31 protein-coding genes are annotated in these 20,814 nt (G+C 44.0%); 3 read left to right on the top strand and 28 right to left on the bottom strand.

What is annotated here, in order from left to right; all coding sequences use genetic code 11:
- Nucleotides 1-454: 454 nt before the first annotated feature.
- From ACED45_RS15530 to dusA, 7 genes are all read right to left on the bottom strand, one after another.
- Nucleotides 455-1,231, bottom strand: a complete 777-nt coding sequence (locus ACED45_RS15530; RefSeq protein WP_371714415.1) for a phosphoadenylyl-sulfate reductase — start codon at nt 1,229-1,231, stop codon at nt 455-457.
- On the bottom strand, nt 1,224-2,951 hold the full coding sequence (gene cysI, locus ACED45_RS15535) for an assimilatory sulfite reductase (NADPH) hemoprotein subunit (RefSeq protein ID WP_371714416.1): 1,728 nt from the start codon (nt 2,949-2,951) through the stop codon (nt 1,224-1,226). The genes ACED45_RS15530 and cysI overlap by 8 nt, the downstream gene beginning before the upstream one ends.
- A complete protein-coding gene (locus ACED45_RS15540) occupies nt 2,951-4,816 on the bottom strand; it encodes an assimilatory sulfite reductase (NADPH) flavoprotein subunit (protein WP_371714417.1) in 1,866 nt (621 codons plus the stop codon). Before ACED45_RS15540 ends, cysI begins: the two co-directional genes overlap by 1 nt.
- 123 nt (nt 4,817-4,939) lie before the next feature.
- Nucleotides 4,940-5,170, bottom strand: coding sequence for a hypothetical protein (locus ACED45_RS15545; RefSeq protein ID WP_004735813.1), 231 nt, complete (start codon nt 5,168-5,170; stop codon nt 4,940-4,942).
- 192 nt (nt 5,171-5,362) lie between these two features.
- Entirely contained in the window at nt 5,363-6,034 is a 672-nt protein-coding gene (locus ACED45_RS15550; protein ID WP_108020293.1) for a TIGR04219 family outer membrane beta-barrel protein, read from the bottom strand.
- Between the two features lie 135 nt (nt 6,035-6,169).
- Complete coding sequence (gene pspG / locus ACED45_RS15555; RefSeq protein WP_017059950.1) at nt 6,170-6,391, bottom strand: envelope stress response protein PspG; 222 nt, start codon at nt 6,389-6,391, stop codon at nt 6,170-6,172.
- A 206-nt stretch (nt 6,392-6,597) separates the two neighbouring features.
- Nucleotides 6,598-7,602: a tRNA dihydrouridine(20/20a) synthase DusA gene (dusA, locus tag ACED45_RS15560; RefSeq protein ID WP_019822275.1), complete on the bottom strand. Its 1,005-nt coding sequence runs from the start codon at nt 7,600-7,602 to the stop codon at nt 6,598-6,600.
- 104 nt (nt 7,603-7,706) lie between these two features.
- On the opposite strand from dusA, the gene ACED45_RS15565 reads away from it, so the two are divergent.
- The 3 genes from ACED45_RS15565 to ACED45_RS15575 all read left to right on the top strand — a co-directional run bounded on the left by ACED45_RS15565 (nt 7,707) and on the right by ACED45_RS15575 (nt 10,908).
- Nucleotides 7,707-8,789 (top strand): site-specific integrase, encoded by a 1,083-nt coding sequence (locus tag ACED45_RS15565; protein ID WP_371714418.1) that lies wholly within the window; start codon nt 7,707-7,709, stop codon nt 8,787-8,789.
- Nucleotides 8,790-9,008: 219 nt separating this feature from the next.
- A complete protein-coding gene (locus ACED45_RS15570) occupies nt 9,009-9,566 on the top strand; it encodes an SLATT domain-containing protein (protein ID WP_371714419.1) in 558 nt (185 codons plus the stop codon).
- Nucleotides 9,567-9,573: 7 nt separating this feature from the next.
- On the top strand, nt 9,574-10,908 hold the full coding sequence (locus tag ACED45_RS15575) for a reverse transcriptase domain-containing protein (protein ID WP_371714431.1): 1,335 nt from the start codon (nt 9,574-9,576) through the stop codon (nt 10,906-10,908).
- A 6-nt stretch (nt 10,909-10,914) separates the two neighbouring features.
- On the opposite strand, the gene ACED45_RS15580 is transcribed toward ACED45_RS15575, so the two are convergent.
- The 21 genes from ACED45_RS15580 to ACED45_RS15680 all read right to left on the bottom strand — a co-directional run bounded on the left by ACED45_RS15580 (nt 10,915) and on the right by ACED45_RS15680 (nt 20,787).
- Nucleotides 10,915-11,070: a hypothetical protein gene (locus ACED45_RS15580; protein WP_371714420.1), complete on the bottom strand. Its 156-nt coding sequence runs from the start codon at nt 11,068-11,070 to the stop codon at nt 10,915-10,917.
- A complete protein-coding gene (locus ACED45_RS15585) occupies nt 11,071-11,289 on the bottom strand; it encodes a hypothetical protein (protein WP_102307959.1) in 219 nt (72 codons plus the stop codon). It lies immediately after the preceding gene.
- A gap of 91 nt (nt 11,290-11,380) precedes the next feature.
- Nucleotides 11,381-11,800 carry a virion protein gene (locus ACED45_RS15590; protein ID WP_371714421.1) on the bottom strand — a complete coding sequence of 140 codons (420 nt, stop codon included), beginning with the start codon at nt 11,798-11,800 and terminating at the stop codon, nt 11,381-11,383.
- A 17-nt stretch (nt 11,801-11,817) separates the two neighbouring features.
- A complete protein-coding gene (locus ACED45_RS15595) occupies nt 11,818-12,060 on the bottom strand; it encodes a phage tail assembly chaperone (RefSeq protein ID WP_016783626.1) in 243 nt (80 codons plus the stop codon).
- A 12-nt stretch (nt 12,061-12,072) separates the two neighbouring features.
- On the bottom strand, nt 12,073-12,915 hold the full coding sequence (locus ACED45_RS15600; RefSeq protein WP_016796675.1) for a hypothetical protein: 843 nt from the start codon (nt 12,913-12,915) through the stop codon (nt 12,073-12,075).
- Nucleotides 12,908-13,180 carry a hypothetical protein gene (locus tag ACED45_RS15605; RefSeq protein WP_371714422.1) on the bottom strand — a complete coding sequence of 91 codons (273 nt, stop codon included), beginning with the start codon at nt 13,178-13,180 and terminating at the stop codon, nt 12,908-12,910. Before ACED45_RS15605 ends, ACED45_RS15600 begins: the two co-directional genes overlap by 8 nt.
- Nucleotides 13,177-13,782 carry a hypothetical protein gene (locus ACED45_RS15610; protein WP_210499659.1) on the bottom strand — a complete coding sequence of 202 codons (606 nt, stop codon included), beginning with the start codon at nt 13,780-13,782 and terminating at the stop codon, nt 13,177-13,179. The genes ACED45_RS15605 and ACED45_RS15610 overlap by 4 nt, the downstream gene beginning before the upstream one ends.
- Nucleotides 13,779-14,474 (bottom strand): hypothetical protein, encoded by a 696-nt coding sequence (locus ACED45_RS15615; protein WP_132982674.1) that lies wholly within the window; start codon nt 14,472-14,474, stop codon nt 13,779-13,781. Before ACED45_RS15615 ends, ACED45_RS15610 begins: the two co-directional genes overlap by 4 nt.
- Complete coding sequence (locus ACED45_RS15620) at nt 14,474-14,875, bottom strand: hypothetical protein (RefSeq protein ID WP_371714423.1); 402 nt, start codon at nt 14,873-14,875, stop codon at nt 14,474-14,476. The genes ACED45_RS15615 and ACED45_RS15620 overlap by 1 nt, the downstream gene beginning before the upstream one ends.
- 5 nt (nt 14,876-14,880) lie before the next feature.
- A complete protein-coding gene (locus tag ACED45_RS15625) occupies nt 14,881-15,102 on the bottom strand; it encodes a hypothetical protein (protein ID WP_016783620.1) in 222 nt (73 codons plus the stop codon).
- Entirely contained in the window at nt 15,099-15,251 is a 153-nt protein-coding gene (locus tag ACED45_RS15630) for a hypothetical protein (RefSeq protein WP_016783619.1), read from the bottom strand. The genes ACED45_RS15625 and ACED45_RS15630 overlap by 4 nt, the downstream gene beginning before the upstream one ends.
- A gap of 14 nt (nt 15,252-15,265) precedes the next feature.
- On the bottom strand, nt 15,266-15,538 hold the full coding sequence (locus ACED45_RS15635) for a hypothetical protein (protein WP_016783618.1): 273 nt from the start codon (nt 15,536-15,538) through the stop codon (nt 15,266-15,268).
- A gap of 10 nt (nt 15,539-15,548) precedes the next feature.
- Nucleotides 15,549-16,352, bottom strand: a complete 804-nt coding sequence (locus tag ACED45_RS15640) for a major capsid protein P2 (protein WP_016787882.1) — start codon at nt 16,350-16,352, stop codon at nt 15,549-15,551.
- Nucleotides 16,353-16,604: 252 nt separating this feature from the next.
- Nucleotides 16,605-17,264: an ATPase gene (locus ACED45_RS15645; protein ID WP_102315762.1), complete on the bottom strand. Its 660-nt coding sequence runs from the start codon at nt 17,262-17,264 to the stop codon at nt 16,605-16,607.
- Nucleotides 17,265-17,735, bottom strand: a complete 471-nt coding sequence (locus ACED45_RS15650; protein WP_371714424.1) for a hypothetical protein — start codon at nt 17,733-17,735, stop codon at nt 17,265-17,267.
- The gene (locus ACED45_RS15655) at nt 17,736-18,119 is read right to left on the bottom strand and encodes a hypothetical protein (protein WP_371714425.1); all 384 of its coding nucleotides are present in this window, start codon (nt 18,117-18,119) and stop codon (nt 17,736-17,738) included.
- Nucleotides 18,112-18,297 (bottom strand): hypothetical protein, encoded by a 186-nt coding sequence (locus ACED45_RS15660; RefSeq protein WP_016787885.1) that lies wholly within the window; start codon nt 18,295-18,297, stop codon nt 18,112-18,114. Before ACED45_RS15660 ends, ACED45_RS15655 begins: the two co-directional genes overlap by 8 nt.
- A 3-nt stretch (nt 18,298-18,300) precedes the next feature.
- Nucleotides 18,301-20,130: a replication endonuclease gene (locus ACED45_RS15665; protein WP_016787886.1), complete on the bottom strand. Its 1,830-nt coding sequence runs from the start codon at nt 20,128-20,130 to the stop codon at nt 18,301-18,303.
- The gene (locus ACED45_RS15670) at nt 20,130-20,324 is read right to left on the bottom strand and encodes a hypothetical protein (RefSeq protein WP_102460991.1); all 195 of its coding nucleotides are present in this window, start codon (nt 20,322-20,324) and stop codon (nt 20,130-20,132) included. The genes ACED45_RS15665 and ACED45_RS15670 overlap by 1 nt, the downstream gene beginning before the upstream one ends.
- Before the next feature lie 2 nt (nt 20,325-20,326).
- Nucleotides 20,327-20,521, bottom strand: a complete 195-nt coding sequence (locus ACED45_RS15675; RefSeq protein ID WP_108212646.1) for a hypothetical protein — start codon at nt 20,519-20,521, stop codon at nt 20,327-20,329.
- Between the two features lie 11 nt (nt 20,522-20,532).
- Nucleotides 20,533-20,787: a pyocin activator PrtN family protein gene (locus ACED45_RS15680; RefSeq protein WP_102350531.1), complete on the bottom strand. Its 255-nt coding sequence runs from the start codon at nt 20,785-20,787 to the stop codon at nt 20,533-20,535.
- Nucleotides 20,788-20,814 lie beyond the last annotated feature (27 nt).

Raw genomic sequence — 20,814 nt, forward strand, 5'->3', positions numbered from 1 at the left:
ATATTCATCAACGAGTGCCCACACAGATTGATAGGTTTAAATTGTTAAAGAGCTTCTCTTCGTTGTGACTTACATCACTTCGGAAGAGGCGGCCATTCTAGCGTTTTAATTCTCAGTGTCAAACACTTTTGAAAATTAATTTCTACTTTTAAAAAGTAGAAGCGAATAATCGCTTAAAGCTAGTTGCCTTACTAACATTCTTCGCTGAAGCCTTGTGGCGTCTACCGTGTCAGTGAGGCGGCATTATAGAGATGTTCCTCACATTGGCAAGTGTTTATTAAAGAAAAATGTAAAAATAACGGTTAGATGACGAATAAACACTCAAAGCCTTATTTGTGCAAGTTTAACTACAAAGTACCTACAGAATAACCACAGACTTATCCACAATTGCTCTAATTTTCATCCTAGAAAACAAAAAAACTGCCTTATGGCAGCTTTTTAAATGGCAATGAGTCTAAATCCCAGAGCCATATTGCTCTCCATCGTCTTCATGGAGACCACATTCTCGTTTTAGACCATTAAAACGGGTTTCTTCTTCAGTCATACCCGGTTCCCATTTCTTAGTCGTATGAGTATCCCCAACAGAAAGGTACCCCTGCTCGCGAAGTGGGTGGTAACTGAGACCATGCTCTTCTAAGTAATAATGAACATCTTTATTTGTCCAATCAATTACTGGCAAGAACTTAAACACACCATTTTGGATAGATAAGATAGGTAAGTTTGCACGCGATTGAGATTGCTCTCTTCTCAACCCAGAAAACCAAGTGCCAGCCTCTAGTTCATCCAGCGCTCTTCTCATCGGTTCAACTTTATTAAGCTTGTTGTACTTCTCTATCCCTTCTATACCTTGATCCCAAAGTTTGCCATATTGCGCTTCTTGCCAATTAGGGCTCTGTTGGGCGCGAAAGACTTGAAGGTTTAGAGTCAACTTCTTACTTAACTCATCGATAAAGCGATAGGTCTCCGGAAATAGATACCCTGTGTCCGTCAGAATAACAGGAATATCTGGTTTTGCTTGAGTCACTAAATGCAGCATTAACGCGGCTTGAATGCCGAAACTTGAAGATACAACATGTGATCCTTCCAAATTTTCTAATGCCCATTTAACTCTTTCTAATGCTGTTAGCTGTTCTAACTCAGCATTAATTTGCCCAAGACGAAGTATTTGCTCCGTCTTAGTCAATGCGAGTAGTTCTGCTAACTTCAACTTTGAAGCGACAGAATTATGCATGCAGATCCCTCTTTGAAATGATCACCTCTTCGATGATGCCAACTCGGATGGTGAAATCACCAAAGCCTTCATTGTCTTGTCGTTCTGTAGCCCAGCGTCCCACCAGCGAATCAATCTCTTCTAAGATCTGAGCTGATGTGATGTTCTCTTTATACATCTTAGGAATACGGGTACCGGCTTTGTTACCACCTAAGTGCATATTGTAGCGACCTGGGGCTTTACCCACTAAGCCAAGTTCAGCCAACATCGCACGACCACAACCGTTCGGACAGCCAGTGATACGAAGGATGATGTTGTCGTCTTCAGCTAAACCGTGTTTCTTTAGAATGCCTTCAACATCGGTAACAAACTCTGGAAGAAAACGTTCAGCTTCTGCCATTGCTAGAGGACATGTTGGGAATGCCACACACGCCATTGAGTTTTTGCGTTGCTCACTTACCGCGTCATCCATCAAGCCGTATTGGCGTGCCAGTTTCTCAATTTTGGCCTTCTGGCTTTGAGGGACACCTGCAACAATTAAGTTTTGGTTTGCAGTCATGCGGAAATCACCTTTGTGGATCTTCGCAATTTCAGCCACACCCGTTTTCAAAGCCTTACCTGGGAAATCAAGTAAACGACCATTTTCAATAAACAGTGCTAAGTGGTGTTTGCCGTCAATACCTTCCGCCCAACCGATACGGTCACCACGGCCAGTAAACTCATAAGGACAACTTTCAGAGAACTCAACACCGGCACGCTTTTCGACTTCCGCTTTGAATACATCAATACCAACACGGTCTAGTGTGTATTTGGTTTTTGCGTTCTTACGGTTTGAACGGTTACCCCAATCACGCTGTGTAGTGACCACTGCTGCAGCTACATCTAATGTCTTTTCTAATGGTACAAAACCAAAGTCGTCAGCTTTACGTGCATAAGTAGAGGTATCACCATGCGTCATTGCTAAGCCGCCACCCACTAACACGTTAAAACCCACCAGCTTTCCGTCTTCAGCAATCGCAACAAAGTTAAGATCATTAGCATGAACGTCTACGTCATTCTGTGGAGGAATGACAACCGTCGTCTTGAACTTACGCGGTAGGTAGTTGCTACCTAGGATAGGTTCTTCATCTGTTGTTTCTAATTTCTCACCATCCAACCAGATTTCTGCATAAGCGCGAGTCTTAGGCAATAGGTGTTCACTGATTTTTTTTGCCCACTCGTAAGCTTCTTGGTGGAGCTCGGACTCAACCGGGTTTGTCGTACACAAAACATTTCGGTTTACGTCACCTGCAGTAGCGATTGAATCAATGCCAATATTGTTTAGCGTTTGGTGCATCAGCTTAATGTTCGGCTTCAACACACCGTGGAACTGAAACGTTTGACGTGTTGTTAGACGAATTGAACCGTAAGAGGTGCTTTCATCGGCGAACTTATCAATCGCCAACCATTGCTTAGGAGTAATGATGCCACCAGGCATACGCGCACGCAGCATTACGTTATGTAACGGTTCTAGCTTTTGCTTTGTACGTTCGTTGCGAATATCACGGTCGTCTTGTTGATACATACCGTGGAAACGAATCAACTGAAAGTTATCAGCAGTAAAACCACCAGTTATGCGGTCTTGGAGATCTTGTTCAATCGTACCGCGTAGGTTATTACTTTCACGCTTAAGACGCTCATTGTCAGCCAAAGGTCCAAGCACTTGACCTAGCACTTCTTGCTCTATTACTTGCTTGCTCATTAGTACACATCCCTTTGGTAACGTTTCGCTTTACGTAAATCATTAATATATTGTTCAGCTTGTTCGCGGCTCTGATTGCCATGTTTTTCCGCTATAGTAACTAACGCTTCATGGACATCTTTAGCCATTCGAGTCGCATCACCACAGACATAAAGGTACGCGCCCTCTTGGAGCCATTGCCAAACCTGCTCTGCCTGCTCAATTAATCGGTCTTGAACATAAACCTTTTCTTTTTGGTCACGGCTAAAGGCAACATCTAGCTTAGTTAGCGCGCCAGACTTAAGGTACTTCTGCCATTCAACTTGGTATAAGAAATCTTGAGTAAAGGTACGGTCGCCGAAGAATAACCAGCTCTTACCTTGAGCATCATTGTTTTCACGCTCTTGAACAAAACTGCGGAAAGGTGCGATACCAGTACCCGGGCCAACCATGATGATTGGTGTATTGTCGTCTTGTGGGAGTTTGAAGTTATTGTTGTTCTCTACAAACACCTTAACTTCGCCACCTTCTTCAAGACGCTGAGCCAAGAAGCTTGATGCCCCACCTAAACGAGACTCTTCACCTTTTTGGTATTCAACCAGACCAACCGTTAAGTGAACTTCTTCATCCACTTCCGCTTGGCTTGATGCAATAGAATAGAGGCGCGGAGTCAGCTTACGTAACAGGCCAATTAACTCATCAGCCGATAGCTTGGTTTTCTTCTCTGCTAGTACGTCAACGATCTGAGTATTGCCGGCGTATTCACGAAGCTTGTCTTTATCTTCCACCAACTTGATTAACTTCTTGCTGCCAGATAACTCAGCAAACTTGGTCACAAGCTGAGGGTTTGAAGTGGTAATCTCAAATTTACTCACTAGCGCACTATGGATAGATAGATTGTCACCATCGACATCGACACTTTCGATGCCAGATAACCCAACCTTAGAAAGGATCTGATTCGCGAGTTCTGAACTGTTTTCATACCACACACCCAGTGCATCACCCGGTTGGTAAGTAATACCCGACTCATCAAGATCAATCTCGATATGACGAACATCTTTACCCGAGTCACGACCCGTGATCTTTTGGCTGGTTAATAGTGTCGCTGTGTATGGGTTTTGTTTGGTGTATTGCGAATGACCAGCAGCCGCTTGACCTACAGGTAATTGAACCACATCGGCTTCAGTGCCTGTCGATAGCGTCTCTTTTACTTGCTCTAATGCTTTAGCGCGCCATTCCGTTGCTGACTCTTCGTAATCAACATCACAATCAAGGCGATCGACAAACGATTTAGCACCAAGCTTAGCGAGGAAGTTATCGAAATCTTTAGCCGTTTGGCAGAAGAACTCATAGCTGGAGTCACCTAAACCAATCACACCGTATTGTAGATTCGATAATTTTGGCGCTTTCTTCGATTGAAGGAATTCATGCAACTCAATAGCGTTATCAGGGGCTTCGCCCTCACCATTGGTTGAAGCGACGAAAATGACGTGTGTCTCTTTAGCTAAGTTCTTACCTTTATAATCACTCGCATCGAAAAGCTCGACCGCGATTCCTAAGGCTTTAGCTTCTGCCTCTAACGATTCGGCGACACCTTTAGCATTACCAGTTTGAGAAGCAAAGATAATGCTGAGCTTACCCGCTGGCTTAGCCGCTACTGCAGCGGCCGCTTGAGCGATTGGCGCAGCAGCACCGACAGGCTGAGCTTGGCTCACTCCCCAAAGATAACCACTGACCCATGCCAGTTGCTGTGAAGACAGTTCAGAAACAGTTTGCTGAAGATGACCCAATTGTTGGTCATTAAGTGGTGCTGCTAGCCCAGGCAACTCATTAGTCCCAGACTGTGCATTATTATTTTGTGAAGACTCTTTCTTATTTAAAGACATGGTCACGACATCCCTAATCATTGCGTGACGATAGATTAACCACTCCTTTTAATAACAAGAAAGAATAGAAAAGTATGTTTTATAACTTTTTGGAAGTAAAAACCGATTGAAACGTAAATTGTCTTACTGGTTTTCAATGCGTACTTGCTGAAAGCCAACCGCCATTGCCGACTTAGATGCTAGGTCTAAATCCGCGTAATGACACTCTTCACCATGAACATCAGTAAGCAGAACAAAGCCACCTCCCATATGGCGAAACTCCACAACCCAAGACCCTTCTTGAATTGAGGGCTCTATGATGGCTTCAACTAACAGGTTTTCTCTATATAAATTTCGTAATTCATTGAGTGTCATATTCCATCCCTTGCTTTGACCTCACTACATAGACCTTCTAAGAATAGACGCTAATTAGCTCTTTGTATTAAGGATGGTCGAAAGTGATGAATGTGCTAACTAATTCCAGAAAGATATAATCAATAGATATAAAAAAACGCCACTTAATAAAGTGGCGTTCTTAAAATTCGTTCTAAATTTGCTTTATATGGCCTAGAAGCGCACTTCAGCACCAGCAAACCAACCATCGACCATGACAAAGCTCTTACCTAGTTCCGAGCTAAAGAACTCATCCGAATCTAGGTCGATAACACGGTAACCACCACGCAGAGCAATTTCAGATTCTGATACAGGGATTCGGTACTGAACACCCGCCATCAAGTCAGTGCTCTTAATACCACTGCTATCACCGAACTCCATCGTACCAATGATATCGAAGTTGGTGTCCGGCACATTGATCTCTGCGTTACCGTAGAAGCTCCACGTGAACTCATCAAACGTCGATGTTTTCGCACCCGTCGCTTTTGGTTCAATGTAATTAGAGTTTGAGTATTGAGTAAACGTCACACCAGCATCGAAGTTCATCAACTTGTGCTCTAACAGTGTGTAGTAAAACGTGTAGTCGTACTTATCAAAAGCCAACGAGTCCGCATCAACAGAGGTATAACGGAAGCTAGCATTTGGGAGCATTGGGGCATTATGCTCAAATGCGAAATACAACGAAGGTGAGTTAGAATCGTCATCTTGTCTAACTTCGTTTAACTTTGTACTTCCCCACCACATATCAGCACCGACTTTAGCCGTGTAAGAAAACTCTTCAGCAGCAGACACTGCTGAACTTAAAGATAGCATTCCCACTAAAGCAATTAATGGCATTTTATTCATTTGAGATAGCTCCAATTCCATATCGTAGTGCTAATTGTATGCACATTCATAGATTATTGGGGAAAATTCTACCACACATCTTAAATTCTAAAACGATAAACCGCTGACGAGTAAAGATTTGACGGCACTATGACCTTAGTAACGTCTCTGGTTAGAACTGTGTACAAAGTTTTTGAAAAACCACACACCGATTGCAATCACGATCAACCAAGGCAGTAACTTAAACACAACGCCCATCATACCTAAGACCAACATGACTAATAACGCTACTCCGGTTGCGGCCAATACCGTCATAAACGTGATACCTGTGACAAGCAGAGTTGCAACGAAAATAAGAACAAAGATTAATTCAAACATAATGGTCTCCCTAATGAGTTAATGATCTATCTTTCCTACTTTCTAACATTGCAGCTTCCATACCAAGTATGCAAATCCAAGAAAATCCTTATTTATCAGATAAATAAAAAGCCACACATCTTCATGCGTGGCTTTTCGGAAACTTGTAGTGGTAAATTTAGCCTCTAATGGCGAATTTAACCTTAAGTTTTTAACTTAGAGGGAGGTTAAACATTTAGCTCTTTAGGGATCTTAGCCAATGCTGTTTGCATCACTTCGATACCTGCACCTTTCTTATGTGCGTTTTCACTGATGTAGCGACGCCATTGTCTTGCACCAGGCATGCTTTGGAACAAACCAAGCATATGACGAGAGATATGTCCTAAGCTTGCGCCATTTGAAAGTTCACGTTCGATGTACGGGTACATTTCTTCAACCACTTGTGAGCGCTTCTTGATTGGCGTGTCTAAACCAAAGATCTGCTGATCGACTTCAGCCAAGATAAATGGGCTATGGTAAGCCTCACGACCAATCATCACGCCATCAAGGTGTTGTAAGTGCTCTTTAGTTTGTTCAAGAGTAGTAATGCCACCATTCACGGCAATCACAAGATCAGAGAAGTCTTTCTTGATTTGATATGCACGATCATAATCTAGAGGTGGGATCTCACGGTTCTCTTTCGGACTCAGGCCACTCAACCACGCTTTACGCGCATGGATAGTAAATTGCTCACAGCCACCTTTTTCAGAAACCGTCGAAACAAACTTAGTTAGAAACTCATAAGAGTCTTGGTCATCGATACCGATACGCGTTTTCACGGTAATTGGAATATCAGTGACTTCTTTCATCGCTGACACACAATCTGCCACCAGCTCTGGCTCAGCCATTAAACACGCACCAAAGCGACCGTTTTGAACTCGGTCTGAAGGGCAACCTACGTTAAGGTTCACTTCATCATAACCGCGCTCACCAGCCAGTTTGGCACAAGCAGCCAGATCAACCGGATTAGAACCGCCGAGTTGAAGAGCAAGAGGATGTTCTTGCTCGTTATATTCTAGAAAGTCGCCCTTACCATGTAAGATCGCGCCCGTTGTTACCATTTCCGTGTACAGAAGAGTCTGCTGAGAAAGCAAACGGTGAAAGTAACGACAGTGGCGGTCAGTCCAATCGAGCATGGGTGCAACAGAAAGTCGGTTACTAGCGTATTTACTGGTTTTATTAGTGTTTGTCATGATTCAGTCTCAATTAATACTGTACAAACATACAGTGAATTACCTAGAATTAAACGGAATTACTTCCTGTAGTACCCCTCAAGTACCCCTTTAGGAGTTGGACAATGGCAAGTTATACCATCGAGACCAGAAAGCTAAAAAGCGGTGAACCAAGGTTCAAGGTAACAATCATCGTTAAAAAGAATTCGCGCATTATACACAGGGAAAGCAAAACTCTAAAAAAGAAAGCACTCGCTAAAGCTTTCGGTAAAAAAAGGGTAGCTGAACTAGAAGCTCAAGGGGTACTCAATCAGCCAAAAACAGTCCCCCTTTCGGTACTCCTCGATTTGTTCATGGCTGAGCGTGATCTCTGGGACAATACAGGCCGCACAAAACGCTACGTTATTAAAATGCTTAGGGATTGCGACATCGCCCAAGTTGAGAGTAATCAGCTACGAACTAGCGACTTAATCGAGCACTGTAAAAATAGAAGAGGCGCAGGAGCCAAACCCGCAACGATTTATCATGATATTGCTTACCTACGTTCTGTAATGAAAAAGTCTAAACCTGTTTTCAACATCGACACCAATCACCAGATATTTGATGAAGCGGTACCCGTTCTCATTGATATGAGTCTAATAGGTAAAAGCCTGAAGCGAACACGCCGTCCAACTTCCGAAGAACTAAAATGCTTAAAGCTCGGATTAGAGCAACGAGAATCTTTCCGCCCAAATGGTAAAACTCGGATTCCGTTCACTGACATTCTTGAATTCAGCATCTTAACTTGCATGCGAATTGGCGAAGTCTGCAGTATTCGGTGGGAAGATGTAGACCACGAAAACAAAACGGTTGTGGTTAGAGATAGAAAAGACCCAAGAAAAAAGACTGGCAACCACATGCTAGTCCCCCTACTTGGTGAGTCATTTGAGATCGCACTAAAGCAGCCTCACAAAAGTGAGCTTATTTTCCCGTACAACTCACGTAGTGTTAGCGCAGGCTTTCAAAGAGTACGTAATGAATTGGGAATTGAGGACTTGAGATATCACGACTTGCGAAGAGAGGGGGCTAGTCGTCTCTTTGAAAAGGGCTATTCAATTGAGGAGGTGGCGCAGGTTACTGGGCATAGGAGCTTGAATGTACTTTGGCAGGTTTATACTCAATTATACCCATCACTATTGCATGAAAAAGAACGCAACATGTTAATATAACTATCAAAATATGATTAAGCGCCACTCTAAGCAATTGTATGCAACACAACGAAGTGCTACGATAATACCCGCCCTGTCGGTGTGTATATTTACAAGCCTCTAAAAGAGGTGATTCTAATCATGAAGCGAATTATCGCTTACTTCCTTTGTGGAGTAGCTCTTTGTTAAGGGCGTTAACGGTCTTAAAGTATTCCCGCAGGGCATTAATTCGGAGTACCTATGAATAAAGATAACATTTGGTGGACACGGAAAAACTGGATTAATGCCGAAAAAAGATTAAAGAGCATGGCTGCATGGTCAAACCTAGCTCTTTTCTGGTATTCACTATGTGGCGTTTTTGCTTCAGTACTACTGCTAGGAGCGGAACAACCAGACCTCACCTCAAAGCTATTTATCTGCTTTTCTGTGTTTGTTTTCTGTGCTTCTCTTTTGTCGTCATTAGGACGCTATAGCGATAGAGCTGCAAAGCTAAAAAATGGCTATATCCAACTACAAGCATTGTATTCAAGAGTAAAACACAAAGAATCTCTATCTGAAGAAGATATGACAAGATACACGCAGATTCTTGATTCCTGCGAAAACCATTTTTGGCCCGACTTCATTAACTCAAAAGTAGAAGCTTATCTGAACACCGAAGATAAGAATAAACTGACGATAGTTGCTACCAAACTGGACTTTGTCTTTTATTTTGGGCTACGTATTGTCAAAGTAATCAGTATTGCAGCAATAATGTTCGCTCCTGTGCTGATAATATTTTTTTCTATTTTTAAAGCGTAGCTAATTGATGACCCCTTCGATATCCGACACCTTTACCTCTGAAAACTTAAGAGACATTTATCTAACACATTTTACTCTATCAAAAGTTACCGGAGTGGACTGTCTTCAACCAAAGCATTTCGCCAAGATACAAAGCCAAGAACTCCATACCATTGTCACTAAAGTCTATTTCAGCGAGTACAATTTCACTAGATACAAAGAGAAATTGATATCTAAAGGGGCAAACAAACATCCTAGACAAATTGCGATCCCTACCCTAAGAGACCGAATTACCCTAAAAGCCCTCAATAATTATCTACAGAAAAACTTTGGACAAAAATTAAGTGTTCAGGTACCTCAGCAAGCAACTAGAGAAGTAAAAGAAGCACTTGACTCTGGACTTTACGAAACTGCAATAAAGATAGATATAAAAGACTTCTACCCTACGGTTAATCATCAAAGCCTGTTAGATCAGCTTGCAAAACTGGGGGCAGAAAAAGAAGCAATTAAATTGGTTCATGCAGCCATATCTACAGGGTTTAAAAAAAATCAAAGTAATATCATCGGTGTACCACAAGGGTTATCTATCTCAAATATACTTGCTGAAATTTATATGATGGAGATAGACAAAAAACTGAAAAACCCTGATATCTTCTACAAAAGATATGTCGACGATGTACTTATTTTTTGCAAAGAAAAAGACGCTCCAAAAATCCATCAAGATTTCGTTCAAGAGGCTACAAAGATAGGCTTGAACGTTCACGAGCTCGAACAAGACTCAGACAAAACAACCATAACCTCCATAGACCAAGAATTCTCTTATCTTGGCTACGTATATAACCCAACAATGCATAAAGGCGACGTTTCAGTTTCGGTAAGAGATGCTAGTAGAAAGCGATTCCAAGATTCCATTGCAGCTCTTTTTACCTCTTATGCAAACGCAGGTAAACACCGCTCAAAAGCACTTCTATTCTGGAAACTCAATTTGAGGATAACCGGATGTATAGCAAGCAATAAATGTAAGGGATGGTTGTTCTTTTTTTCTGAAATTGACGATATGAAAATGCTTTTTGAACTCGACAACATGATAAAGCATCTTTGCGTTAGAAATCGCGTGGATTATAAGAACGTCAAAAAGCTCACTAGAGCAATACATGAAGTGAAACATCACAAATGGAAAGGTAACTACTTCCCAAACTTTGATTCATACAAAATCAAAAATATGAAAGAAGTAGTTTCTAATGATATGGGAATTCCAATCCATAAACTGAAGCTATCAGATAATGATATTAAGGATCGATTTTGGTCCATCGTAAATCGAGAAGTTAAGTCAATGGAAACGGATATTTCAAACTTCTCCTAAGTGAAACTATTTGACCGAACCCTCCAATTTGGTCAATCGTTCATCCATTTTCTCCATCATAAGGCGTAACCATTTCACATCCGTTTTCAGAGTTACGCCTACCCCAACCCCGCTAGACAAGGCACTGACCACTGCGATGATTAGTGTTTGATACTCTGCCATTTACTTGAACTCATTGCGTAGGGTTTCCCACAGGCCAAATACTATTGGAGCACTTGCGCCAATAATGCCACCGAATTGAACACCGTCTGCCGATACGCTCGCGGTGATAAGCTCAGGGTGACCAACTACCAAAGCAGCTCCCGCGCCAAGTAACGCTAAACCCTTTTTGGTGGATGGTTGGTCAAGGTCGATTCCGATTTTTTCTAATAAGCTTTTCATAGTAATTTGCTCTTCCTTAAATACTTGATGGTGTAGGCGGCGAGAACGCCACCTACTACGGTAATAGCTATTTTTTTGCAGTCTTCTTTGGTCATTCCATGGCGACTCCTTCACGCGCCATGCTTAAACCGTAATAGCTCCCGACTTCTTTACGACTCATTGCATGTAATAGCTTTGCTAGCTGTTCGTTGTTGTTCACATCGACAACCTGATTACGACCGATGCCCGTCCACTCGCTAACGTGTTTGATGTATAGCTCGGTGTCGTTCTCCACTGACGGAGCGAAGCGGTTGATCATTTCACTTAAGGTTTGAAAGCCTTGTCGTGAGTAGCTACGAAGAACACGCGCTCCTGCTCGAAAGCCATAAACGGGATGCTTGAACTCTTCGAAACTTTTATCGAGGTCGAGTAGATGTTCACCATCCCACTGAGTGCGATCACCTTTAGACTCACGAATGTTTAGCGGGTTGTTGTTACGCACACCACGCGGCAGAGTTTTTCTATATGTCATGTAGGCTAGCCCCCCAATTATGCAGACGCTTGCGGCAATGATGGTTTTTGAGGCCATACCACATCTTCCGGATTAGTGAACGTTTGAGGGATATCGCGTAGAGCTTGGCGATACTGGCGAAATGGAGTGACATCTAACTCCATATCCATAGCTGTATTCACGAGATGATCAGCATCAACCATAAGGCGGTCACGCTTCTCAATATGTTCAACCCATTCTTCAGCAACAAGGCCGCGGGTAGTTACAACTAACATTGTCATAATCTCAACTCCTTAAGCTTTATGTAGAGCGTTAACCTTTCGGATAAGCTCAGTTTTTGGGTTGTACAGTAGCCCGTGTTTTTTAGATTTAGGAAAGTGGCCTACGCAAACGGTAGGCAAAGCGAGGTAGATAACATCCCCAACACTTGCATTGGAGAAGTTCAGATCTACATGCGTATAAGAACCGGGACTACTGCTTGTTCTATGACTCGCAATTTGTTTCCAAGCTCCCGCCGTATCTGCCCCTAACCAAGAAACCGATGCTGTACCTTGAATTTTGGTGTACGCAAGAAACGTTGCAGTGGGGTTGTTCTTAATATGTTGATTAGGAATATAAAAATCATATCCCGTTAAATCTTGAAAAGAGGCATCCAAAACAGTCATCTTCAATATGTTGAAACTTCCTGAAAAGTACTTCGTACCGCGACCTATTCCCATAAAATCCAACAGAGCTTTAGCTTCGCTATCGCGCATAACAGGATCATCACCTGACTTAACCGGAATGACTTCGGCTTTGAAGCAATCGTTGCGACCACCACGAACGCCCATTCCTAACGGATAGACATTTTTATGGCCATGTGAATTAGCTGATAGCTCATTGGTATCAATAAAGTCACCGTTGTAGTTCAAAGCAGTAAAGCCCATCGCGTTGATTACGGTTTGTGTATCTACACGACCAATAGCCGCTAGAGCTTCATTGTTCATCTTGGTTTTGATGCCATTCCATTCACTAGCAATAGATGACTTGAGCGCATCAAACGCCGTTTCCATTTTTCGAATAGCACCGCCCTTGATGCTATCAAGTAGGTTTCGGGCTTCGGTCACCAGTTGCCCGATTGCCGTAAAATCACTCATTGAGTTCTTTCTCCATTTCTTCCGCTACGTCATGTAGGCGTGGCAACGTATTCGCTGCAACACTGTCGGCCAGTTCGTGAACGTCATTATCTGAATTGAAAGCGTGGCGTTGTAATGAGACTACCGCCGAGCTTAGTGATACCTGATTGCTGTAGATGCCTTGCATCATTTCCAACGCGTCTACCTGATCAGGTTCTAGGTTTTTTAAGTGTTCGGTGAGCGGGTCGTATTTCACGACCGCTCGACGTGGCATGAAGTGGCTCATCGGTGAACCTCCATCAATGCCAGTTTTAAAGGTGTATTGCTGTTGTTATACGCCCACAGTTCACCGCCTCCTGTTAGTGTGATTCCTGCAGGTGCCGTGCGATCACCTAAAACGGGTAATCCCACTACAGCAGAAACATGCGAGTCACCGAGCATCGCCTCGGCTTCTGTATCACTGATGTTCTGAATAATCGCTTCTAGTCGTGTAACCGAAGCATTAACTAAACGAACTTTGTTGTTTGGCTGAATAAGAATGTGGTCACGGCTAATAAAGCGTTGTGCAATCTCTTGTCGGGTCGTGACAACTGATCGCACTTCACTGATAGCCATAGATTCAGCAAATTTCACTTGAGCAGGCGGTGTTGTTTTTAAGTCCTGCTTAGTCAACTGATACACAACGCGGATAGACGCAGTGTGCGGGTTAGAAACCTCAAGCTCTTTAAAGCTTGAAACGTCTAACGTGTCGCCTGCATCTACACGGATTTTTTCGCCGTTGTCGCTTCGAACGTATAGATATTCCTGAGATTCACGGACAATCAACCAACGAGCCGAACCGACACCAAAACGCTTAACTGCACTAGGTTCTAAAGTTATCGCTTTCATTTGCCCCCCTTAAGTGCAAAAGCAACGCCTGCGATAGCAAAAGCAGCAGCAACCGCAATTGCCACCTTGCTAATATCACCAGAGCTACCCGTTTGACTGCGTGACGCGGTGTTTTCGGCCATGACTAAAGCAGCTCGGGCGTTTTCTCCCGATTGTGCTGCCATCGACTTAATGGCTGACGTTGTATCCACACTGTTCGAGCGCATATTGTCTAACGCCTTTTCGCTCGTTCGGCGGCTGTTTTCTAAAGCTTTTTCACCAAAGACAAACGCCTTGGATAGCGATTCTTGACCGTTATCCAGTGCCGATTTCAACGAGTCTTTATTTGCCTTAATCGAATCAGAAGCAATTTGGCCGTTTAGTTTAAGAGCCTCTTTGCTGACGTTCTCGTTTGACTTGATCGCATCACGACCAAAATCAAACGACTCATCCACCGCATGTTCATTAGCGCGGAGTGCATCCGAACCTAAACGCGCTGCTTTATCCATTGCGGCACTATTGCTATCCATTGCCCGTTTCGCTATTTCTGACGCGGCTTTTACTGAGCCGTGATCAGTCATTGAGATATTGCCAACGTTGCCATTTATGCCAGAGAGAACGACACCAAGGTTATCCCCACTAATGGCACTGGTGCCGCTCGTGTTCGTGGTGTTGGTTACGTTCTTACTTGAACTGCTACCACCTCCGCCCATTAGTCATTCTCCAAAACAAGGGATAAAACAGACTCACGGCCTGACTTACCCGAAACCGCAAAACCGAAACGCTCAAGTATTCGCACCATGCCACGGCGAACCGTGTGATATTTGATTGAGCGATACCCTTGAGATTTCACCGCTTCAATGATGCAAGGCGCAGCTTTCACTAGCCCCTTACCTGTCATTGCTAGAATCAAATAATCATTGTCACTGGTGACGAAGCCTACAAAGCGAACCGAAACACCTACCCCTTTCAAGTGATAAAAACTGGCTCGTTTGGTTTTTACCGCATCACAGCAAAAATCAAATTCAGCCTTAGCTTGTGACACACCATTGAACGCGGATTTAATTAGCGAAAACTGAGCGGCAATATCTGCGCGAGTGGGTCTAATCAACATAAAATTCATTTCTTAAACGCCACCCACGCAATGCCAACAGCTAACAACACAAACGGTATGTTTTGCGCAAGCTTTTGCCCTGCACTACCACCAAAGTTGATCGCTCCATTTCGAATCCCGCCAATTGAGTTAGTGCCTGTTGCTTCACTTGGCCCAGCTGCGCCGCCTCCGGCACTGATTGGCATAGAACCGCCTGCACTCAAGCCACCACCGATACCTGGTATCATTTGTTCCCCTTAATGACTCGATAAGTCACATAGCAACCGCCACCAATGGCACCGATTTTTAATAGCTTGGTTACGCTACTTCCTGACCAGAAACCCGCACCAAAGCCAAGACCACCCGCTAACAGAGGAAGAACCACAATTAATGGCATAACTCTTCCTCCTGTTAGTTTTTCAAAACCACGATAAGACCAAGTAAAAGCACCGCAGCACCAATACCACCGCCCACATACAAAAGGGTTTTGTCGTTACTCTGTAGAGAGGAACCCGTAACCGCGTTGCCGTGGTTATCTTTCACTGTCTGTTGTGGCTGTTGCGTTGTGCCTGCATTTTTCGATGAGTCGTCTTTGGTCGCGACATCAATCAAGTTGCCCATCCCCTCGCCAACGTCATCAAGCAGACCAGAACCGAAGTCCGTTAAGTCATCCCAAAAAGCCAATAGTCACCCCCTACACTAAGTCAGGGCGAACAACGAGCACCGACTCAACAATGATTGGAATTGAGCCAACAGGCTTATTGGTTTTCACCGTGAATTTCAGCTCTGAACCGTGCGCCGTAGGAAACAGCTCATCGATATAAAAGCCGCGCATGATTGGGTCAAAGTGGTAACAACCCGCCTGCCAAAAACGGCGGTTTCGTTTGGCGCGCATATCTTCAAGCGCACGGCTTGAATCATGTACTTTCACGAAATCACGATAGATTTGTAGGGCGTGGATTTGATCACTTAAAAAGTGCATGCGGCGCACTAAATGAAGAGGGCCAGAAACGAGATCAAGAAACTCATTTTCTGTTGAGCTTGCTTGCATCGTCTGCTTTTTGATTTGTGGGATAACAACACGAGCAGGCTGACGCGCTGACACTGTAGCCCACGCTTGAAGCTTGATAGCAGGCGCGTTGTCTTGAGTAGAATCTGCAATCTCAACTTCCAAAGTGATATTGTCACCCGCTTCAGTCACAAGACCCGTGTAACGAACCCCGTTCTTAGTTTTTGCAGAAATATCAGCTAATGGAATTGTGAAAAAACCATCCGTTTGAGCAAGACCTTTGTACGCTTCAATCTTTTTAATTAGCTCACCATCAAGAACGATAATCTCATCCGCATTCAAGCTGATGGTTACGCGTCGAAGTTGAGCCGCACTAAGATTGGTTTCGAGAAAAATCTCATCGTACGTAGGACCAATCGGAATGGTTAACGTAGCTTTCTCACCGTAGCCCGTACCCGTAAAAGAATTCAGTTTGGTTGGAGTAGACATAATAACTAACTCCCTTAACCGATTTGGTCTTCAACAGCATCAACGTTGTTTGAAGCCCAAACAACACCCGCTGCCACAATGCCTGCTAGCACAGCAATGACTGCTAATTTTTTTGGTGTAAAACCTGCCATTTGTTTTCCTATAAAAAAGACCGCCCAACATTGGACGGCCTTTACTTAAACAAATGATTTGGTTTGGATTCCTAATACTTATTTGGTTTAGGTTTGGTTTAAATGAGACTTGAATCACAAACTACCACCGGATAACGCCCTTTTTGAATGCTTTCCCGTCTTGAAGTAGATACTCAAGCGGGTCGAGTTGCTCGATCGCATCAGCAGGGATTCCGGTCATTTTTTCTAAATAGGTCGCACTGGCTTTGGTCTTTTGCATCATCACACAAGCATGCTGACAGTTATCAATAATGGTCTTCGAGACTTCCTGACCACGTTGAAACAGGTTGATAGTGTGTAGGTTAAATTTCCTGCCTAAGCGCAATATCTTTCCATGGTAGCCAACCGCTTTACCCGCATTTTCACTATGCTCGGCCACCTCTTCACAAATGATTTTTAATGGCTTGGTATGCTTGCCGTTCCCCATAGCCCAAACGACCTGACAAAACTTATCGAAGTCTTTTGATGTGGTTTCATGAGTCGGTTGATACGCAATCTTAAAGCCCTGCTTTGTTTTACGTCCTGCAATCAGTGCGGCGGCAAACTCCTTAATACTGGAATAACCGCGCACCACTCGCCCTGCTAGCTTTCCGCTGTAGTCGCCCATTGGATCAAACATGGCTACTTGGTCGGTAGATTTGATAAACAGCTTTTTAGCGGCAGAGGTTTTACCGCTGCCGCTCATACCAACCGCAAACACGTGACCATTCTTAAGGGCATTATTTGGGTTAATTGGTTGCATTTATTGCACTTCCTCTTTTCCCTCTGGTTCCGTCTCTTGAGGGTTTACCTCTTTCGCTTCATCAATCGCTTTAAGGGTTCGGATTTGGTTAAACGAAGTAAAACCGAGTGCGCCAGCTGCGATCACAAATGACAGTTCTTCTTTGTAATGAGCTAACCACGGTGGAAGTTCACCACCATATTTAACGAACAACGGCGCAGCTGCACTTGCAACGCTTTGAGCTTGTTCAGCATCAAAAGCAAACTCTTGGTGACCGAACTGTTTTAGCATTTGCTCTGTCACGCCAAGAACCGCACTTGCCGTTGCTTCGCCTGCCAATAGTGCTGCTTGTTCAGCATCTGTTTTTTGTTCGGATTGGGAGGGGTCAAAATCTTCTTCGCCAAGTTCGGCCAACAAAGCAAGCTCTTCACTTTCGTCATGCTGCTCTAGTTCTTCAATTTCGATTTGGTCTAGTTGTTCTGTTTGTTCCATTTACGCCACCACTTTGATTGTTTTGATTACACCACCGAAGAACAAGCCAAGCACCGCACCAATACCAACGCATTTAACGGTTGTGATTGGCTTTGGTTCAGTCTCATTTTTTGGTTTAGATTCCGTTTCTTTTTCCTGTTGGATTACCATTGGTTGTGCTTCCACAACTGGGTTATTGATTGCTTCGATATCGGCTTGAACTTCTTCCAAGGATTTAAACGCTTTCATTTCGGCTTGAGCCGCTTTACCTGTTCGCGTATCAGGCCCACATTCACAACGGCCATGAACAAACGCCGCACGTTTTCCTTTGCCTTGCTTAATCGCTTTTGGTTGTGAGCAAGTTCGGCATTGCACATAACCTAATATTTGGGTTTCGTTATCCATTACATTTTCCCTCTAAGTCAGTTAGACGTTTGTTGAACGCTTTGAACAACCAAATGGTTTTGGTTAGCCATGGCTTAATAAAACCAAACCCCAAAGGCGGCTTATATGATTTAGCTTCGTTGTCCATTTCGTTCAGGATTCTGGTTGATTCCGTTTGTAAGGTTTCTTCTTTGCTCATGTTCTAGGTCACCGTGAGTCGATTGTTTCTAAGTTGGATTGTTAAATGTCGGTCTATGGGCACTTTCGCCCCTGCGACCAGTGGCGAAATCAGGCATTGGACTCCCTCCACGCTCCATCCGGTCACGCGTTGAAGATGTTCAACTAAGGGAGAGTTACAGTTATTTTCAGTGCTCCAAGGTGAGACGCTCCGCGCCTCTTGAAGACGCTTCACGTCTTTTTTCTTAACTAGCGAATAGCACTCGCTAGCCGTTTCGATAAGACGACCGAGCCAAGAAAAGCCGATCACCTTTTTGGTGGTTTCACCGTATTGGTTTTGTTTTGTTTGGTAGGCCACTTTTGCACTATCAGCCAATTGGCAGAACAGCGACCACTTCGAAGAATCGGCCGCTTGGCGTAGCTCTTCGAGCTTTGGGTCTATCATGGTCTGTTCCGGTTTAGCCCTGCGTAAATTTCGCCAAAGGGAAACAGGCTGACCGCCAAACTGTTGAAACTGGCGGATTCGGTGAGTGGAAGCCCAAGCACGAGCACGGTAGGCTGATTCTTCACCCTCGTTTTCTGGCATGTGCTTACCGTTGATGTTCTTCGATACGTATTTGGCAATGTAGGCAGTCGCCCCGCCCTTTTTCGGATCAGCTTCTTTCACATCAAAACGAGGTGAAATATCAGAACCTAGTTCGTGCTTATCCTCAGAGATAGCGCACGACTTTAAGGTTTCGATAATGAAATCTTTATCGTCAGGCGAACAAAACAGAAAGTAGTGAGCATGACTGGTCGCGTCTTTGTGTGGTTCAGCCACGCGGAAACCAAAGTAATGAATGTCTTCTTTGGCTATCAACGCACGACCTAGCGCCCATTGCTGCATGAGAACTTGGTGACCGTCTTTGATACTCGCACCATTCCACTTTTTAGAGACGCGGTGGTATTTACTCGGCAGCGTCCAAGTAATAAAAAGCGCGGTATAACCTAAATCTTGAGCTAGCTCTTCAAAACCACGAGAACGCACCATCATTTCAATGCGGCGGTTTTCTGGGTTTGCAGTAGTTCGCTTGATCACATCTTCAAGGTTGAACGAATCACCCGTCTCGTTATTCATAACGGCCATGGTTTCAAGGAATGCTTTTGCGTCACGCTGTTTCTGTTTCCAGTTAGCAAATGACAACGCACTGATCACCGGCGACTGATGCTTTCCCTCTCCCACTCGTTCAAGCGTGATTTGTGAATACTCGATGTATTGCGCTCGAAGATGTAGCAAGCGTCCCTCAATCCAAGATTCAGATTGCATCTTAAGCACTGCGACCTGCAGGTCTTGTTCTAACTCTTCCGGTTTCTTGTCGCGCTTTTTAAAGTTCACTTGTGGCGCATTAACATGAATCGTTTTTAGTTCAGCTGACTGCAATTGGTAAACGTGCTCTATCGCATCCAAAAAGCTTTTAAATACTTCCGGTTGGCTTTCTTCGGTAAGCAGTAACGCGCATTTATCAGCGAACTCTTTTGCTAGTTCGCTGACAGCATCATCACGCATCAAAATATCGTGGCTTAAAGGTTGGGTTCGGCTCTTGGCGCGACTATCGACAAACGGGAATTTATCTTCAATGAAATGCGCTCTTTTCAGACCAAACTTAACGGCATCTTCTGCAGCTAGTATCAGGTTTTCTTTGGTTGGGTTTTGACGCTGCTTACGCTTGGCTATTTTGCGCTTCACATCGTTACGCACAATTTTAGGTAGGCGAGGAAAGAAGCGTTTAGTGAATGCAGAGTAACGAGGAATGTCCCCTGCTTCACTTTTCGCTTCCATACTAGCAAGTGCATCTATCACCGCTTGTTCGTTCATTACAGCCCCGTACACGCGTTATTTGTGCAAACGTAATTCATCGGCCTAGATTTACGCTTTGGGCGCTTCGATAAGCCGTGTTTCTCACGCAATTTATCTAGCAAGTAGATAGAGCGCTCGCGTAGCTCTGGTTTTGGGTCAACCATACCGAGCATATCGGGGCAAGGTAGGTGGATAGGGTCAGATACCTGCATGTCTATTCCTCCAAGCTTTCCAATAAAATTGCGGCTTCGAGTAACTTCAGATAAATCGGGTATAAAAATTCAAACTCAGGCGAAGACTCGCTTAAAGAAGCCAAGCGACCTTTTACAATCATGAAAAGCTCTTTGGCTTCACTCGAATGAGAAAGGTCTACGCTAACGCTGTGAATCGGAGTCGCTACATTATTCATGCTCAATCCTCTTACCCGTTTACTGATAGCCAATCTTGCGCGGCTTCTGAGTGACGCTTATCAATGTAAGCAGCTAGATCTTCTATCTTGATTAACGAAGGGCTGCGCTCTGAATCACGCAACTTGAAGGTAGGGACGGGAAAGTCACAAGCTTTCGCTCTTTGCTCTGCCGTCTTTGGGGTGATACCAAAAAACTCTTGGCTTACTTGTTTAAGTTCTACGGTAGGACTTTCAAATCTAGCGAGTAATGCGAAGTTTGTGTTCATAAATCACCTATGCAATTATGGTGAGTT

The organism is Vibrio crassostreae (assembly GCF_041439375.1).
GTDB lineage: Bacteria > Pseudomonadota > Gammaproteobacteria > Enterobacterales > Vibrionaceae > Vibrio > Vibrio crassostreae_D.

Excerpts from the sequence above, each read along its gene's own strand:
- ACED45_RS15530 (WP_371714415.1), bottom strand. The coding sequence starts at position 1,231 with ATGCATAATTCTGTCGCTTCAAAGTTGAAGTTAGCAGAACTACTCGCA.
- cysI (WP_371714416.1), bottom strand. The coding sequence starts at position 2,951 with ATGAGCAAGCAAGTAATAGAGCAAGAAGTGCTAGGTCAAGTGCTTGGA.
- ACED45_RS15540 (WP_371714417.1), bottom strand. The coding sequence starts at position 4,816 with ATGTCTTTAAATAAGAAAGAGTCTTCACAAAATAATAATGCACAGTCT.
- ACED45_RS15545 (WP_004735813.1), bottom strand. The coding sequence starts at position 5,170 with ATGACACTCAATGAATTACGAAATTTATATAGAGAAAACCTGTTAGTT.
- ACED45_RS15550 (WP_108020293.1), bottom strand. The coding sequence starts at position 6,034 with ATGAATAAAATGCCATTAATTGCTTTAGTGGGAATGCTATCTTTAAGT.
- pspG (WP_017059950.1), bottom strand. The coding sequence starts at position 6,391 with ATGTTTGAATTAATCTTTGTTCTTATTTTCGTTGCAACTCTGCTTGTC.
- dusA (WP_019822275.1), bottom strand. The coding sequence starts at position 7,602 with ATGACAAACACTAATAAAACCAGTAAATACGCTAGTAACCGACTTTCT.
- ACED45_RS15565 (WP_371714418.1), top strand. The coding sequence starts at position 7,707 with ATGGCAAGTTATACCATCGAGACCAGAAAGCTAAAAAGCGGTGAACCA.
- ACED45_RS15570 (WP_371714419.1), top strand. The coding sequence starts at position 9,009 with ATGAATAAAGATAACATTTGGTGGACACGGAAAAACTGGATTAATGCC.
- ACED45_RS15575 (WP_371714431.1), top strand. The coding sequence starts at position 9,574 with ATGACCCCTTCGATATCCGACACCTTTACCTCTGAAAACTTAAGAGAC.
- ACED45_RS15580 (WP_371714420.1), bottom strand. The coding sequence starts at position 11,070 with ATGGCAGAGTATCAAACACTAATCATCGCAGTGGTCAGTGCCTTGTCT.
- ACED45_RS15585 (WP_102307959.1), bottom strand. The coding sequence starts at position 11,289 with ATGAAAAGCTTATTAGAAAAAATCGGAATCGACCTTGACCAACCATCC.
- ACED45_RS15590 (WP_371714421.1), bottom strand. The coding sequence starts at position 11,800 with ATGACATATAGAAAAACTCTGCCGCGTGGTGTGCGTAACAACAACCCG.
- ACED45_RS15595 (WP_016783626.1), bottom strand. The coding sequence starts at position 12,060 with ATGACAATGTTAGTTGTAACTACCCGCGGCCTTGTTGCTGAAGAATGG.
- ACED45_RS15600 (WP_016796675.1), bottom strand. The coding sequence starts at position 12,915 with ATGAGTGATTTTACGGCAATCGGGCAACTGGTGACCGAAGCCCGAAAC.
- ACED45_RS15605 (WP_371714422.1), bottom strand. The coding sequence starts at position 13,180 with ATGAGCCACTTCATGCCACGTCGAGCGGTCGTGAAATACGACCCGCTC.
- ACED45_RS15610 (WP_210499659.1), bottom strand. The coding sequence starts at position 13,782 with ATGAAAGCGATAACTTTAGAACCTAGTGCAGTTAAGCGTTTTGGTGTC.
- ACED45_RS15615 (WP_132982674.1), bottom strand. The coding sequence starts at position 14,474 with ATGGGCGGAGGTGGTAGCAGTTCAAGTAAGAACGTAACCAACACCACG.
- ACED45_RS15620 (WP_371714423.1), bottom strand. The coding sequence starts at position 14,875 with ATGTTGATTAGACCCACTCGCGCAGATATTGCCGCTCAGTTTTCGCTA.
- ACED45_RS15625 (WP_016783620.1), bottom strand. The coding sequence starts at position 15,102 with ATGATACCAGGTATCGGTGGTGGCTTGAGTGCAGGCGGTTCTATGCCA.
- ACED45_RS15630 (WP_016783619.1), bottom strand. The coding sequence starts at position 15,251 with ATGCCATTAATTGTGGTTCTTCCTCTGTTAGCGGGTGGTCTTGGCTTT.
- ACED45_RS15640 (WP_016787882.1), bottom strand. The coding sequence starts at position 16,352 with ATGTCTACTCCAACCAAACTGAATTCTTTTACGGGTACGGGCTACGGT.
- ACED45_RS15645 (WP_102315762.1), bottom strand. The coding sequence starts at position 17,264 with ATGCAACCAATTAACCCAAATAATGCCCTTAAGAATGGTCACGTGTTT.
- ACED45_RS15650 (WP_371714424.1), bottom strand. The coding sequence starts at position 17,735 with ATGGAACAAACAGAACAACTAGACCAAATCGAAATTGAAGAACTAGAG.
- ACED45_RS15655 (WP_371714425.1), bottom strand. The coding sequence starts at position 18,119 with ATGGATAACGAAACCCAAATATTAGGTTATGTGCAATGCCGAACTTGC.
- ACED45_RS15660 (WP_016787885.1), bottom strand. The coding sequence starts at position 18,297 with ATGAGCAAAGAAGAAACCTTACAAACGGAATCAACCAGAATCCTGAAC.
- ACED45_RS15665 (WP_016787886.1), bottom strand. The coding sequence starts at position 20,130 with ATGAACGAACAAGCGGTGATAGATGCACTTGCTAGTATGGAAGCGAAA.
- ACED45_RS15670 (WP_102460991.1), bottom strand. The coding sequence starts at position 20,324 with ATGCAGGTATCTGACCCTATCCACCTACCTTGCCCCGATATGCTCGGT.
- ACED45_RS15675 (WP_108212646.1), bottom strand. The coding sequence starts at position 20,521 with ATGAATAATGTAGCGACTCCGATTCACAGCGTTAGCGTAGACCTTTCT.
- ACED45_RS15680 (WP_102350531.1), bottom strand. The coding sequence starts at position 20,787 with ATGAACACAAACTTCGCATTACTCGCTAGATTTGAAAGTCCTACCGTA.